The following is a 13,305-nucleotide window of genomic DNA, read 5'->3' as shown; positions in this document are numbered from 1 at the left end:
GGCGACAACATTGTCTGGAATTGCCGCGCGCGCAAGACCGTAAGAAGGATGAAAGGCCGCAGGCTAGATCATCGGTTCAGAACCGATGCTCCAGATTCCTGTTTTGACGCGCTTTCTTCTCGCGAACCGGCGTCTACTTCGCTCGAAAACGCTCTAGGCGCGCGCGGTCTTCGACACCGTGAACCCTGCGATCTCACCCTCGGAGAGGCCGATCTCCTTCAGATAGGACAGCGTGTGCTCGCCCAGCGTCGACACGCGCTTGCCGGCGACAACCGTCGCGCCGGACATCCGGAACGGCAAATTGAGCACCTTGAAGGTGCCGCCGCCATCCTCGACCTCGGCCAGAGCGCCGCGATGCGCGATCTGCGGATCGGCAAGCGCCTCGCTCACGGTGCGATAGGCCGACGATGGCACGCCATATTCGTTGAGCGCGGCAAGACAGGCTTGCGTGCTGATTGCGCGCGACCAGGCTTCCACGCCCTCCATCAGGCTCACCCAGTTGTCCCGCCGATCGGAATATCTTGCGAAGCGGGGATCGGCGACCCATTCGGGCCGGCCAATCACCTGCATCAAGTTCTTGAACGTCTTCTCGCTGGCGATCGCCACCATCACATAGCCGTCGGTGGTCTCGATCGGCCCGAACATCGGGCGCTGCGGCGGCTTCACCTCGAATTGCGCCGCCTGCACTTCGCCCAAGGTCAGGCTCAGCATCGATTCCAGCATCGAGACGTCGATGTGCTGCCCCTTGCCGCTGGCACTGCGCTGATAGAGCGCAGCCGAGATCGCACCAAAGGCGTAGACGCCGGTCAGCACGTCGGCGTGATAGATGCCGCAATAGTCCGGCCGGCTGCGGCCCGGCTGGTAGGCGAGATGCGCCATCTCGTAGCCGGAGGCGGCATGGATGACAGGTGCATAGGCCGGCAATTCCGCCGACGGGCCGGTCTGGCCGTAACCGGAGATCGAGCAATAGATCAGCTTCGGATTGATGTCGCTGACCGAGCCATAGTCGAGCTTCAGCCGCCGCATCACGCCGGGACGGAAATTCTCGACCAGCACATCAGCGGTCGCGATCAATCGGCGCACCGCCTCGACACCTTCCTGCGACTTCAGGTCGAGCACAAGGCTGGTCTTCCCGATGTTGAGCTGGCCGAACGCCGTCGAGCAGTTGTTGCGCACCGGCGGGCGGTTCCGCATCGTCTCGCCTTCGGTGGTTTCGATCTTGATCACCTCCGCGCCCATGTCGGCGAGCATACGCGTGCAATGAGGGCCGGCGATCGTGGTCGAAAAATCGAGCACGCGAAGGCCGCCGAAGCTCCGTGTCAAATTCCCCTCATCGTTGCCGGCTATTGTCGTGTTCAAGGCTTCCTCCAACGTTTCCTGCACGCGCGGTTCTTGATTGCTCGACGCCGCGCGACCCTAAAGTGAGCCGCACGGACAGGAAAGCGTCTCGTCCAGACCAGGCCGCCGGCCATGTTGCATTTTAATCAACACCAAACTGGACCTAATCTTGCATAGCCTTTCATGGGCTGGAACGAGGGCGCTTGTTGAAGGTCTTGTTCGTCACAACGGAAATGGACGATTTCGTCCGCGTGGGCGGGCTCGCCGCCGTTTCCGCTGCTCTCCCCCGGGCGTTGCGCCCATGGAGCGACGTCAGGATCATGCTTCCCGGCTATCGGGACGTGATCGAACAGTTCACTCATATTGAAATCGTTGGACAATGCCCTCCGCTCGCGGAGATGCCGGCCTGCACGCTCGGGCGCGCATCGACCAAGGACGGACTGCCGGTCTATGTACTATTGTGCCCGCAACTCTACGACCGTCCGGGCAATCCCTACGGCGACGAGTTCGGCCGCGACTGGCCCGACAACGACATCCGCTTCGGCCGCTTTGCCTCCGCCGCTGCCGAACTTGCAGCCGGGACCTTGGACAAGAATTGGGCAGCAGACCTTGTTCACGCCAATGACTGGCAGGCGGCGCTCACACCCGCTTACCTCGCCTGGCGCGGCGCGCAGATTCCCTCGATCCTGACCATCCACAACCTCGCCTATCAGGGCCTGTTTCCGAGGGACTCGCTGCGACGGATCGGCGCACCGGAAAGCTCCTTCCATATCGACGGCTTGGAATTCTACGACAAGCTCTCCTTCCTCAAGGGCGGGCTCGTCTACGCCTCGCACCTGACCACGGTCAGCGCGACCTATGCGAGGGAGATCACGACCGAAGAGCTCGGCTGCGGGCTCGAGGGCCTGCTGCGCGTCCGCTCCGAGGCTGACCAGTTGACCGGTATCCTGAACGGCATCGACGAGAGCTGGGATCCACGCTTTTGCGCGCAGCTCGCAAAACCCTTCGGCGCCGGCGACTGGAAGGGCAAGCAGGCCAATGCCGACTATGTCCGCCGGCAGTTCGGGCTCGCGCTGTCGCGCGGGCCGATCTTCGGCCTCGTCGCCCGCCTCGTGCACCAGAAGGGTGTCGACCTCGTGCTGTCGGCCGCAGACCAGATCATCGAAGCCGGCGGCCAGATCATCGTCACCGGCAGCGGCGAGCCGGCCCTCGAGGACGCGCTGGTGGCCGCGCACCGGCGCCGGCCGGACGCAATCGGCGTCGTGATCGGCTTCAACGACGCGCAGGCGCGCCGCATCTTTGCCGGCAGCGATTTCACCCTGATGCCGTCGCGCTTCGAGCCCTGCGGGCTGAGCCAGATGTATGCGCAGCGCTTCGGTTCGCTGCCGATCGGCCACCAGACCGGCGGGCTTGCCGAGACCATCACCGACGGCGAGACCGGCTTCCTGTTTCCGCAGCCTTCGGCGGAATCCTTCCTCGGCGGCGTCAGGCGGGCGTTCGATGCCTACCGCACCAAGGACCGCCTCAATACCATGCGCAGCAGCGCGATGGCCAAGTCCTACAGCTGGGACCTCTCGGCCGCCTGCTACGGCGCACTGTACAAGCGGCTGGTGATGCCGCGCGCGGCGTAGAACCTTGATCCCGCCCGCAGCTCCCGGAATGCGTCGCGTTCGGCGCCTGCACCTCTCGACCCGCCCGGACCTTCAGGATCAGACACAAATAGCAACCGACAAATCCAGGCTACGTTGCCGACAGGCAACATACGAGTGCGCTTCTGTGTGCTACCACTTCCACGTGAATGTCTTGGACCGGTTGGAATGCCAAATGCAAACGCCCTTTTCTGCGCCGCACTGATCGCCTTGGTCACAACGACCGCATCTGCAGCCGATCTTGCTCTCAAGGCTCCCGCTGCCCCCCCGATCAAATTCACCTGGACCGGCTGCTATGTGGGCGGCCATGTCGGCGGCACGGTCAGCGATGATCGCTTAGGGACCAGAGTAAACTATGACGGGGATGGCTTCGTTGGCGGCGGCCAGATCGGCTGTGACTACCAGTTTGCGCCGAACTGGGTGATCGGTGCTGAGGGCCGCGCCGCCTGGAGCAGCATGCGGAGCACACATGCCGCCTTCATCCTGAATCCCTTCACGGGGGTGCTCACGCCCACGCAGTTCATCACCACCAACGACTTCCTTGCCTCCGCAACGGCGCGGTTTGGCTATGTCTATGCGGAGCGCTGGCTTGTCTATGCGCGCGGCGGCGTCGGCTGGACCCGCGAACGGGACGAACTTCCCCAAACGCTTCCGACAGGCGTAGCCGTCGATCCGAGCGCGACGTCAGTCCGAACCGGCTGGACAGTTGGGGGCGGCGTGGAATGGGCATTCGCACCGCACTGGTCGGCGAATGTGGAATACAATTATTACGACTTCGGCACGCAAAGCATGACGATGACGAATGCAGTCCCGCTTGTTGCCGTCATCGGCACTGTCGTCCGAGATCAAATTCATGCGGCGACCGCCGGCGTGAACTATCGCTTCTGACATCCTCCGTGGTTCGTCGCGCCGGCGGCCTGCTACAGCGCTCTACAAGAAGCTGATCGGGCCGCGGGCCGCGTAGGGCATGATCCCGAAAGTATGAAGCGACTCCCTTGCGAGAGATGATAGGGAGACTGCGCCCTTTTTCTCCATGGAGATCTGCTCAATGACGCACATCGGTTTCCGCCGCGCTCAAGCGGCCGATCTGCCAGCGATCGTTGCTCTCCTGGCGGACGATGTTTTGGGACGGCAACGGGAGGACGCCAGCTCTCCACCGAACCCGAACTATATCGACGCGTTTCAGGCCATTCTTGCCGATCCTAATCAGTTGCAGATGGTGGCGACCTCGAACGACGAGGTGATTGGTACCCTTCAGCTTACTTTCATCCCCGGACTGGCGCGTAAGGGCGCCTGGCGCGGACAGATCGAGGCGGTCAGAATTGCGGAGACGCACCGGGGATCCGGCGTTGGGCAGCAGATGTTCGAGTGGGCGATCGACCAGTGCAGAGCCAGAGGCTGCAATCTCGTTCAGCTGACGACCGACAAAACACGCTCTGATGCCCACCGCTTCTATGACAGGCTGGGCTTCGTCGATAGCCACATAGGCTACAAGCTGACGCTCTAACGTTGGTCCTCACGCCGTGCGCCGTGTCTCCGGCATTGCCAGCCAGATCACCACGAGCCCAAGTGCGGCGACACTGGCGAGCCCCATGAAGGCCGTGCTGCTGCCGAGCTTGTCGCTGACATAGCCGGCCAGGATCGTGCTGAGCGAAGCGCCGATGCCAACCGCGGTGCCGACGATGCCCTGCGCCAGGTTGAAATGGCCGCTGCCGAAGGCGACGTCGGCCACCACCAGCGGCACCATCACGCTGAAAACAGCGGCGGTGATGCCGTCGAAGACCTGCACGGCGACCAACAGATAGGGATCGGTCACCGTCGCAAACAGCAGACCGCGGACCGCGAGCGAAGCGAACGCGATCAGCAGCAGCGGCCGCCGGCCCCAGGCCTGTGCCTTGCGGCCGACCGATGGCGACGCCAGTGCCACGATGGCCTGCGGCACGATGATGCAGGCGGCGATCAGGATCGGCGCCCATTGGCTCGACCGTGTCGTCACCACGCCGGCCATCAGCGGCAGCATCGCGGCATTGCCGAGCTGGAACAGCAGCATGCTGCCGGCAAAGATCAGCAACGGCCGCTGGCACACCAGGCTCCAGACGCTGGTCGCCTTCTTGTCCGGCTTCTCGCGCGTCACCGCGCCATGGGCCTGCGCGATGTCGATCTCGCGTTCGCGTATCCGCGACAGCGATAGCAAGGTTGGGATCGCGAGAATGAAGGTGACGAGGAACACCGAGCGGCTCGACAGCAGATAGCCGCAGGCGCCCATTAGCGCCGCGGCCGAACCGTTGCCAAGCGAGGCGAACCGCGCGTTGCGCCCCAACCGCTCCCCGATCGCAAGCGGCCCGACCAGGCCGAGGCTGATGGCGGCGATCGCCGGACCCAGCACGCAACTTGCGAGCGCGTGCAGCGTCGCGGCCAGCGCCACCACGGGGAAGATCGGCCACAGCGCATAGGCCAGCGCGCTGATGCCGATGGCGGCCACCGCAAACCCCGCGACGACCCGCTCCGAGCGTGCCGCATCGACGATCGCGCCACCCGGCATCTGGCCGAGCAGGCCGATCACGCCGCCGATCGAGAGCACAAAGCCGATCTCGACCTGGGTCCATTTCTGCGTCGTCAGATAGACCGCGACGAACGGGCCGAAGCCGGTCTGCACGTCGGCCAGGAAAAAGATGAACCAGTCGAGCCCGTGCTGGCTTTCGCGCGACGGCGTGCGCGGCCCTTCGGGCCCGGGTTTATCCAGAGCCAGCGGCACAATGTTGCCGCCGCCGGCTGAACGCTTGCCACGACCGTCGCCAACCATCTCGACGGAATTCGGACGCGCGACCAGCTTCATTCCCCCTAGTGTTCGTCATCCCACGGGTGGAGGCTTCCAGCCGCGCCCAGCACGATCAGCGGCGTATCTTCCTTGTATTCGGGTGCCGCGCTCACTTGCTGCTTGGTCAAATCCAGCGAGATGCTGTCGCTCTTGTTGGAGACGCCGGCAAACCGCAACGCGTTCCAGTCGACCACGATCTTGCGGCTACCGACGCCGAGAAATCCGCCAAAATCGATCACGGCGGCGCGAACCTTGCCGTCGCGGTCGACGATGACGTCGACGATACGGCCCATGTCCTCATTGGCCGCACCAAGCACGGCGCGCCCGAGAATGCCGTGCGCGTCGCGGGCTCCAATGACTGTAACGGACGGCGGCAGCGTCGGTTCCTTTGCCAGTTCCTTCGGTGCGGCCGTGGCCGGTGGAGGGGCCGAATCATCAGCCGCGCGGACGCCGGCAGATGCCAGCAACGCCACCGCGACGAGCGTGAACAGGATTCTCGAACGCATCAAATTCTCCCACAATATTTCTGGCCTCACGCGAGGCAGCGGCGCGACGACGCTCAATGCGTCAGCACGATCGAGACCTGGATCTGCCCGCGCGTCCGCAACACCTCGAGCGACACTTCGCCATTGTGACGGCGCAGCCTTAAGTCGACGCTGGAGGCGCCGAGCCGCAGATCGCGCAACACCACCTCGTTGAGGAATTCCGGTAGCCGCGGGTTACGCAGGCGAATCTCGCCGCGTGAGGTGTCGAATTCGAGCCCAAGCGCCGCCTCCAGCAGGGTGAAGGGCGTTGCACTCGCCCAGGCCTGCGGCGCGCAGGCGACCGGATAAAGCACCGGGCCGCGCCGGCGCTCGCGGCGGAAGCCGCAGAACAGCTCCGGCAGCCGCCGCAGCTCCATATAGCTGGCAGCGTCGAACAATCCCTTGAACAGATGCGCGACCGAATGCTTCAGGCCATAACGCGCTAAACCCAGCGCGATCAGCGCGTTGTCATGCGGCCAGATCGAGCCGTCATGATAGGACATCGGGTTGTAGCGCGCTTCGCCGACCGCGACGGTGCGGATGCCCCAGCCCGAAAAGAACTTTGGGCTCATCAGGTCGGCCGCGACCAATCGCGCACGATCCTCGCTCACGAGGCCGGAAAACAGTAGCTGGCCGGCATTGGACGTACGCACCTTGCACTGCTGCTTGGCGCCGTCGAGCGCCAGCGCATAAGTCCCGAGCTCCTCGCACCAGAAGGCCGCCTCGAACCGTTCGCGCAGGCGCTCGGCCTCGGCTTCGAGTTTCACGGCCTTGTCGGCAAATCCAAGCCGACGCGCCGCACGTGCCGCGAGCCGCTTGCCCGCAAACACATAACCCTGCACTTCCGACAGCGCGATGTATCCTTCGGCCAGCCGGCCATCGGCATGGAAGATGGCGTCGAAGGAGTCCTTCCAGCCCTGGTTCTGCAGGCCTTGCTCGGTGGCGCGCTGATATTCCACAAAGCCGTCGCGGTCCGGATCGCCCGGCCCGTCGATCCACTGCAATCCGGCTTCGACCGCAGGCCACAGCTCGCGCAGCGTCTCTTCGTCGCCGGTACGCTCGAGATAGAGCCCGGCCAGCAGCACGAACAGCGGCGTCGAATCGACGCTGCCGTAATATTGCGCGAACGGCACCTCGCGCAGCGCCGCCATCTCGCCGCCGCGCATCTCGTGCAGTATCTTGCCGGGCGCGGCATCGGCCAGCGGATCGACCGTCTTGGCCTGGAAGAAGGCCAGCCGCTTCAGCACGCCCTTGGCGATCCGCGGGTCGATCCACAGCATCTGCATCGCGGTGATCAGGCCGTCGCGGCCGAACGTCGTCGAGTACCAGGGAATGCCGGCATAGGGATAGCGGCCCTGCGGTGTCTCGGTCATTAGCATGTTGAGGTCGGCCATCGCCTGGCACAGCACCTCATTGAAGATGTTGTTCGAGGTCTCGATACTGGCAGCACCTGCCGTCAATGTCCGCATCTCGCGGCGATGCGCCAGCAGACCGCGGAAGAACGGCACCGGCTTCTGCATGATCGGCTTGTTGCAGGAGACCGCGACGAACAGCGAGGTCACCTGCCCCGGCGCGAGGTCCAGATGATAGGTCGCCGCGTTCACCGACAGCCGGGTCGGCCGCGGTTCGAAATGCAGCGCGGTTATCCGCGACTGATCGTCGAGGCCGCAATATTCCAGCACGACATCGGTCGGCCCCAGCAGCTTGTTCGCGCCCACGCCGCGCCGCGGACGGCGCTCGCCGCGCACCTCGAACAAATCGGCAAAGTCGTTGTCGAACAGCAAAGTGAGATCGACGCTCGCGGGACTTTCACCGTGATTCTGCACGCCGATGCGCTGATAGGCGGTGCCGCGCCACAGGAAGATCGAGCGCACGATGTGCAGCGTGTCCTTTTGCAGCACCAGGCGACCGTCGCGGTAGACGTCCGAATTGGTGAGGTCGACCGTCAGAGCCGAATTGTCGTCGCGCATGTTGGAGCCGAGCAGCAGCGGCTGCACCTCGTCCAGCACCATCTCCAGCCGCGCCAGGTAGCGCGTGTCGGCGTTGAACAGCCCGTCCGGGCCGCCGGCCGAGGCGCCGATGTCGCCATGGCTGTCGAGCACGATGAAGGTGTCGTCATGCTTGAGCGAACGCCGCGGCCGCGCCGCGGGCCCGGTCATTGGAATGTAGAACGGCGATTCCATGACAATCTGCTCGGTGATGCGAGCGCTGATCTGCGTAACGACATCGGCTGCCATCTGATCCTCGGGCGACTTTCATTGCTGCGACGAACGCACCGGAACGCAAGGACGTTGGATGACGCAGGCTCAGGCCGCGCTGGCAGAGAGACGGCCCATTTCGCGCGCAACCAGGTCGCGATACGGCCCTTTGCCCTTCACGAGTAGGTCAGGCGGACCATCCTCGATGATGTGGCCGCCCTGCAGCATCACCACGCGATCGAAATTGCGCAGCGTCGCGAGGCGATGCGCGATCGCTACCACCGTACGCCCGCGCATCAGCCGCGACAACGCCTCGCGGATTGCTTCCTCGGAGTCTGCGTCGAGCGCGGCGGTGGCTTCATCCAGCAGCAGGATCGGCGAATCCTTCAGGAAGGCGCGCGCGATCGCGATCCGCTGCCGCTGGCCGCCGGAAACCTTGATGCCGCGATCGCCGACGATGGTGTCCATGCCCTCCGGCAGGGTTTCGATGAAGTCGCAGCGTGCCGCGACCGCCGCCCGCAGCACTTCGTCGTCGGAGGCGTTCGGCCGGCCGTAGCGGATGTTCTCCATGATCGAGCGATGGAACAGCGAGATGTCCTGCGGCACCACGGAGATCGCCTCGCGCAGGCTGAGTTGGGTGACGCGGGAAATGTCCTGGCCGTCGATCGTGATGCTGCCCTGCTCGACGTCGTAGAAGCGCTGCAGCAGCGTGAACAGGCTGGACTTGCCGCCGCCGGACTGACCGACCAGGCCGACCCTCTGGCCGGGCTGGATGCGCAGGCTGAAGCGTTCGAACACCTGCATGCCGCCGGGATAACCGAACGTCACGTTGTTGAAGGCGATCGCCGCGCCGCTCTTCACCAGGGGTTCGGCCTCCGGGTGATCGTTCAGCTCATGCGGCTGCAGCAGCGTCGCGAGCGCCTCGGTCAGCCGCGCGACATGCTGGGTGACGTCGACCAGCGCAACGGCAAGATCGCGGGTGGCGCTCAGGATCGAGATGCCAAGCGTACAGACCAGCACGACATCGCCGGTGGTCGCCGCGCCCTGCTGCCAGAGATTGATGGCCCAGGCCAGCATTGCGATGGTCAGCACCACGGTCACGGCGGCGTGAGTGAGGCGGAGTTTCTCCAGATAGCGCAGGGAACGGCCGCGCGCGACGACTTCGCGATTCACCGTCGCATCGAAGCGATCGTGCTCGTAGCGAAGCCCACAGAACGCCCGCACCAGCGGCAGATTGCTGATCACATCGACCATTTCGCCGTCGACCGCCGCAGCCTTGTTGGCGAATTCGTCATGCAACGGCTTGCCGGCGGCGGCCAAATGGAACATTGCCAGCACCATGGTTCCCGATATCAGCACGAGCACGGCCGACATCGTCAGGCTGACGGTTCCAATCAGCGCGATCGCCGAGAAGGTCGCGATGCACGGCGGCAACACGTTCCATACGAACATGTTCTCGACGGTGAAGACCGCATTCGAGGTCGCGGTGATGCGGCTGGTCAGCATGCCCGGCAGGCGATCCGAGAAATAGCTCGGCGCGTGGCCGGTGAGATGACGGAACATGTCGCGGCGAAGGTCGCCGGTGACGCCGACAAAGGTGAAACTCCCGGTCCAGCTAGCAATCCGCCACAGGAAGTTGTCGGCGGCGATCAGCGACATGAGCAGAGCGAATGCCAGCCATACGCCACCAGCGTATGACGGACCGGCGGACAGGGCATCGACCAGACTCTTCACGCCGTATTGCGTGCCCACCGAACAGGCAACAGCCGCAACGACGGCCGACAAAATTACAACATGCGCGCTGAGACGCTGGCGCAGATAGCGCAGCACGAAGGGAAGGGGACGGTGCGCATATCCTGACAGATGATCCATGACGTCCTGCAAAGCCTGTTGAGAGACCCGTTGAGGGTGAACGGGATCTTTTTACTTAAGTTTCCCGTGCACGATGACGTGAAGAGCGGCGTGTCGAATCCTTGGTGCAGCCATCACTGCGCAACAATTTTGCAACGGTGCCGTCGGCAAAACCTGTTGGAGCGGGATGGCATCAGCAAGACCAGAGTGTGAAGGAAGGAAGGAGCGGCAGATCTCACACCCATAAGGAACCTCGCACGTGCGAGAACGTTCCCGTCTCGGCATACCGGTGCCATCAAAGGGCTAAGGGTTCTTGTTCATCCACATCACACACAGGAGACGGAGACATGCGCATCGCGCAGGTGGCCCCGCTGACGGAGGCTGTTCCCCCCAAACTCTACGGTGGCACCGAACGGGTCGTGCACTGGTTGACCGAAGAACTTGTCGCGCTCGGCCATGACGTCACTTTGTTCGCCAGCGGCGATTCCCAGACATCAGCGAAGCTCGATGCGACCTGGCCCAAGGCACTACGCCTCGACGGTTCCGTCCGCGATGCCAATGCGCTGCATATGGTGATGCTGGAGCGCGTCCGGCAGAAATGCGACGATGACGAGTTCGACTTCCTGCACTTCCATCTCGACTACTATCCGTGGTCGCTGTTCCACCGACAGCCGACGCCGTTCCTGACCACGTTGCACGGCCGGCTCGACCTGCCCGAGCATCAACCCGTCTTCAACACGTTCTCCAAAATCCCGGTCATCTCGATCTCCAATGCGCAGCGGCGGCCGGTCCCGCAGGCGCATTGGGTGCGCACCATTCATCACGGCCTGCCCGAGAACCTGCTGACGCCACAGCCAGCCAAGCCGTCCTATCTCGCCGTGCTCGGGCGCATCGCGCCGGAGAAGGGCGTCGACCGCGCGATCAAGATCGCGACCCGCTGCGGCATTCCCCTGAAGATCGCGGCAAAGGTCGATCGCGCCGATCAGGACTATTATGACGAGTTGATCAAGCCGCTGATCACGAACAATCCGCTGGTCGATTTCATCGGCGAGATCAGCGACCGCGAGAAGCCGGATTTTCTCAGCGGTGCGATCGGCCTGTTGGTTCCGATCGACTGGCCGGAGCCGTTCGGTATCGTCATGATCGAGGCGATGGCCTGCGGCACGCCGGTCATCGCCTACAACCGCGGCTCGGTGCCTGAAGTGATCGACGATGGCCTGACCGGCTTCATCGTCGAGGACGAGATCAGCGCCGTCGCAGCCGTCGGTCGCCTTGGCACGCTCAACCGCGACGCCATCCGCAAGCAGTTCGAGACTCGCTTCACCGCACGCCGCATGGCGCTCGACTATCTCGCCGCCTATCGCAGCCTGATGGAAGCCAAGCCACGCTTCAAGCTGGTGGCGAGCGCCGAGTAAGAGTTGCAGCGGCCGATCGAATGATCCGGCGGGCTGGCAGACACGTGCCGCCGGTCTGTCGGGTCATTCGATTGTCAATAATAGTACTGCGGACGACCACGTTTCGTGTGATTGCTGCGATGCACGCGGCAACGCCGCCTCGCGCCGATATCGCCTTTGCGATTGCCGGATTACGTGCTCTTATGCGCCCGCTTGATCAAAAATAAAAAAGCGAACGGACGGAACAGCCGTACCGCGGTCGCGCAGGGGGAACACCATGACAGGGAACCGCAGGCCTTCGGCCATTAATAATGCCGCTCCGGCCAAAGCCTCACAGAAGAAGCTGAACCGCCGCAAATTCCTGGTCAGGACCGGCGGTGTCCTCGCCGCCGGTGCGTTCGGTGCCGTCCCGCTGCGAGGCTGGGCCGCCGACCCGATCAATATCGGCGCGCTCTATCCGACCACCGGCAGCATGGCGCAGATCGGCACTGGCTGCGTCGCCGCAGCAAAGCTCGCCGTCGAAATGGTCAACGAGGCCGGCGGCATCAAATCGCTCGGCGGCGCCAGGCTCAATCTCATCATCTCGGACGTGCAGAGCGACACCACGGTGACCCGCACCGAGACCGACCGCCTGATATCGGGCAACAAGCTCTCGGCGATCCATGGCTGCTATGCCAGCGCGCTGACGCTGATCGCAAGCGAAGTCTGCGAGCGCGCCAAGGTCCCGATCATCACCGGCTCGAGCTCCGACCAGCTCAACAAGGGCCGCACCTACACCTTCACGCCGTTCGCGCGCGCCTCGCAGTTCGCCAAGGCGCAGTTGCAGATGGCCAAGCTGGTCAGCGATCAGGCCAAGGTCGCCGTCATCTTCGAGAACACCGCGTTCGGCACCTCGACCTCGAATGGCCTGAAGGAACAGGCGCCGGGGGAAGGCGTCGAGATCGTGATGTTCGAGCCCTACTCGGCTGGCTTCACCGATGCGAGCCCGCTGATCAACAAGGTCAAAGCCTCCGGCGCCAACACGCTGTTCTCGCTCTCCTATCTCAACGACCTCATCCTGATCGTCCGCACCGTCAAGCAGGTCGGACTCAATGTCGCGATCAACGGCGGATCCGGCGGCTTCGTGATGCCGGACTTCTACAAGAATGTCGGCAAGGCCGCCGAGGGCCTGCAGGGCGTTGCGCACTGGAATCACGATGTCAGCGACGAGGCCCAGAAGGTCAACGTCGAGTTCAAGAAGCGGACCGGGGATTTCGCGTTCGAATATGCCGGCGGATTGGTGGCGCAGACCTTCATGCTGGCTGACGCGCTGGAGCGGGCAGCGTCTGCCGATCCCAAGAAGGTGCGCGACGCGCTCTCGACGCTCGACGTCTCATCGGGTTACGCGGCGATGGCGCCCGGCGGCAAGGTCAAGTTCGGGCCCGACGGCAAGAACGTCTACGGCCGTCCGGTCGGCGTGCAGTGGCAAAACACCGATCTCGTCAGCGTCTTCCCGAAGGAAGACGCCCGCGCTCCACTGATGAAAACCTGAAC

Annotated in this window: 10 protein-coding genes; 5 read left to right on the top strand and 5 right to left on the bottom strand. The window is 63.9% G+C overall.

Features of this window, described 5'->3' with window-relative positions; all coding sequences use genetic code 11:
* Positions 1 to 153: 153 nt before the first annotated feature.
* The gene (locus tag UP09_RS12445; protein ID WP_245301914.1) at positions 154 to 1,359 is read right to left on the bottom strand and encodes a CaiB/BaiF CoA transferase family protein; all 1,206 of its coding nucleotides are present in this window, start codon (positions 1,357 to 1,359) and stop codon (positions 154 to 156) included.
* A gap of 185 nt (positions 1,360 to 1,544) precedes the next feature.
* On the opposite strand from UP09_RS12445, the gene glgA reads away from it, so the two are divergent.
* The 3 genes from glgA (at position 1,545) to UP09_RS12430 (ending at position 4,494) form a co-directional block, all read left to right on the top strand.
* On the top strand, positions 1,545 to 2,969 hold the full coding sequence (gene glgA, locus UP09_RS12440) for a glycogen synthase GlgA (protein WP_044538444.1): 1,425 nt from the start codon (positions 1,545 to 1,547) through the stop codon (positions 2,967 to 2,969).
* Positions 2,970 to 3,155: 186 nt separating this feature from the next.
* Positions 3,156 to 3,875, top strand: coding sequence for an outer membrane protein (locus UP09_RS12435; protein ID WP_044538443.1), 720 nt, complete (start codon positions 3,156 to 3,158; stop codon positions 3,873 to 3,875).
* A 160-nt stretch (positions 3,876 to 4,035) separates the two neighbouring features.
* Positions 4,036 to 4,494 (top strand): GNAT family N-acetyltransferase, encoded by a 459-nt coding sequence (locus tag UP09_RS12430; protein ID WP_044538515.1) that lies wholly within the window; start codon positions 4,036 to 4,038, stop codon positions 4,492 to 4,494.
* A 9-nt stretch (positions 4,495 to 4,503) separates the two neighbouring features.
* On the opposite strand, the gene UP09_RS12425 is transcribed toward UP09_RS12430, so the two are convergent.
* The 4 genes from UP09_RS12425 to UP09_RS12410 all read right to left on the bottom strand — a co-directional run bounded on the left by UP09_RS12425 (position 4,504) and on the right by UP09_RS12410 (position 10,399).
* On the bottom strand, positions 4,504 to 5,823 hold the full coding sequence (locus UP09_RS12425; protein WP_502689044.1) for an MFS transporter: 1,320 nt from the start codon (positions 5,821 to 5,823) through the stop codon (positions 4,504 to 4,506).
* A 5-nt stretch (positions 5,824 to 5,828) separates the two neighbouring features.
* Complete coding sequence (locus UP09_RS12420; protein ID WP_197082658.1) at positions 5,829 to 6,311, bottom strand: PRC-barrel domain-containing protein; 483 nt, start codon at positions 6,309 to 6,311, stop codon at positions 5,829 to 5,831.
* Between the two features lie 53 nt (positions 6,312 to 6,364).
* Positions 6,365 to 8,566: an amylo-alpha-1,6-glucosidase gene (locus tag UP09_RS12415; RefSeq protein ID WP_044538442.1), complete on the bottom strand. Its 2,202-nt coding sequence runs from the start codon at positions 8,564 to 8,566 to the stop codon at positions 6,365 to 6,367.
* 69 nt (positions 8,567 to 8,635) lie between these two features.
* Complete coding sequence (locus UP09_RS12410) at positions 8,636 to 10,399, bottom strand: ABC transporter ATP-binding protein (RefSeq protein ID WP_044538512.1); 1,764 nt, start codon at positions 10,397 to 10,399, stop codon at positions 8,636 to 8,638.
* 326 nt (positions 10,400 to 10,725) lie between these two features.
* On the opposite strand from UP09_RS12410, the gene UP09_RS12405 reads away from it, so the two are divergent.
* Together UP09_RS12405 and UP09_RS12400 are read left to right on the top strand one after the other, a co-directional pair.
* Complete coding sequence (locus tag UP09_RS12405; RefSeq protein WP_044538441.1) at positions 10,726 to 11,793, top strand: glycosyltransferase family 4 protein; 1,068 nt, start codon at positions 10,726 to 10,728, stop codon at positions 11,791 to 11,793.
* A gap of 256 nt (positions 11,794 to 12,049) precedes the next feature.
* Positions 12,050 to 13,303, top strand: a complete 1,254-nt coding sequence (locus tag UP09_RS12400; protein ID WP_044538440.1) for an ABC transporter substrate-binding protein — start codon at positions 12,050 to 12,052, stop codon at positions 13,301 to 13,303.
* Positions 13,304 to 13,305 lie beyond the last annotated feature (2 nt).

It is taken from the genome of Bradyrhizobium sp. LTSP885, assembly GCF_000938305.1.
In the GTDB taxonomy this organism is placed as follows: Bacteria; Pseudomonadota; Alphaproteobacteria; order Rhizobiales; family Xanthobacteraceae; genus Bradyrhizobium.
The sequence above is the reverse complement of the archived record's forward strand: the minus strand, read 5'-3'. Positions and strand labels throughout refer to the sequence as shown.

Excerpts from the sequence above, each read along its gene's own strand:
- UP09_RS12415 (WP_044538442.1), bottom strand. The coding sequence starts at position 8,566 with ATGGCAGCCGATGTCGTTACGCAGATCAGCGCTCGCATCACCGAGCAG.
- UP09_RS12435 (WP_044538443.1), top strand. The coding sequence starts at position 3,156 with ATGCCAAATGCAAACGCCCTTTTCTGCGCCGCACTGATCGCCTTGGTC.
- UP09_RS12425 (WP_502689044.1), bottom strand. The coding sequence starts at position 5,823 with ATGAAGCTGGTCGCGCGTCCGAATTCCGTCGAGATGGTTGGCGACGGT.
- UP09_RS12420 (WP_197082658.1), bottom strand. The coding sequence starts at position 6,311 with ATGCGTTCGAGAATCCTGTTCACGCTCGTCGCGGTGGCGTTGCTGGCA.
- UP09_RS12430 (WP_044538515.1), top strand. The coding sequence starts at position 4,036 with ATGACGCACATCGGTTTCCGCCGCGCTCAAGCGGCCGATCTGCCAGCG.
- UP09_RS12400 (WP_044538440.1), top strand. The coding sequence starts at position 12,050 with ATGACAGGGAACCGCAGGCCTTCGGCCATTAATAATGCCGCTCCGGCC.
- UP09_RS12410 (WP_044538512.1), bottom strand. The coding sequence starts at position 10,399 with ATGGATCATCTGTCAGGATATGCGCACCGTCCCCTTCCCTTCGTGCTG.
- UP09_RS12405 (WP_044538441.1), top strand. The coding sequence starts at position 10,726 with ATGCGCATCGCGCAGGTGGCCCCGCTGACGGAGGCTGTTCCCCCCAAA.